At 56.9% G+C, this 1,268-nt stretch carries 1 protein-coding gene; it reads right to left on the reverse strand.

What is annotated here, in order from left to right:
- Positions 1 to 1,268 (reverse strand): serine hydroxymethyltransferase (gene glyA, locus ACRZ91_RS22155; protein WP_480908647.1); only part of this gene is annotated, 1,268 nt, incomplete at both ends.

Genomic DNA, 1,268 nt, shown 5'->3' on the forward strand with positions numbered 1-1,268 from the left:
AGGTTCGGATAGATCGGAAACTTGGCGCAAAGCTCAGCGACTTCGGCTTTGACCTTTGCTTCGACTGCGGCATTGCCTTCTTCGCCATTGGCGGCCAGACCATCGACAACTTCGATGATCCAATCTGCGATTTGACGGAACTCGACTTCTCCAAAACCTCGTGTCGTGCCAGCAGGAGAACCAAGGCGGATGCCGCTGGTGATAGTTGGCTTTTCGGGGTCAAACGGAACGCCGTTCTTGTTGCAGGTGATATGCGCACGACCCAGTGCTTTCTCGGTCGCGTTGCCCTTTACACCTTTGGGGCGCAGGTCGACCAGAACAACATGAGTGTCGGTGCCATGGGTCACGGTGTCGAGACCGCCCTTGATCAGTTGATCTGAAAGGGCCTGAGCGTTCACAATAACCTGCTTGATGTAGTCTTTGAACGAGGGCCGCAGCGCCTCGCCAAACGCTACTGCTTTGCCAGCGATCACATGCATCAGCGGACCACCCTGAATACCGGGGAAGATTGCCGAGTTTACCTTTTTCGCGATCGCTTCGTCGTTGGTCAGGATCATGCCGCCGCGGGGGCCGCGCAGCGTCTTGTGCGTGGTGGTTGTCGCGACGTGCGCGTGCGGGAAGGGCGAGGGGTGCTCACCCGCCGCAATCAGTCCTGCGATATGGGCCATATCCACGTGCAGGTACGCACTAACCATATCGGCGATCTCGCGCATGCGGGCAAAATCGATAATACGCGGAATGGCCGAACCGCCCGCGATGATCAGCTTGGGCTGGTGTTCTTTGGCCAGCGCTTCGATCTGATCATAGTCGATCAGATTGTCTTGCTTGCGCACGCCATAGTGGACTGCATTGAACCATTTGCCCGATTGGTTTGGGGCTGCACCGTGGGTCAGGTGACCACCTGCATCCAGGCTCATACCCAGAATCGTGTCGCCAGGTTTGATCAGCGCCTGAAAGACACCTTGGTTCGCCTGCGACCCCGAATTCGGTTGGACATTGGCGAACTCGCAGCCGAACAGCTGCTTGGCCCGATCGATAGCCAGATTTTCGGCAATGTCGACGAACTGACAACCTCCATAGTACCGGCGGCCCGGATAACCTTCGGCATATTTATTGGTCATGACCGAGCCCTGCGCTTCCATGACAGCAGCAGAGACGATGTTTTCCGATGCGATCAGCTCGATTTCATCGCGCTGGCGGCCCAATTCGGATGTGATCGAGCCAAATAGCTCGGGGTCACGATCGGCAAGGGATTGGGTGAAGAAACC

The organism is Ruegeria sp. O11 (assembly GCF_056535285.1).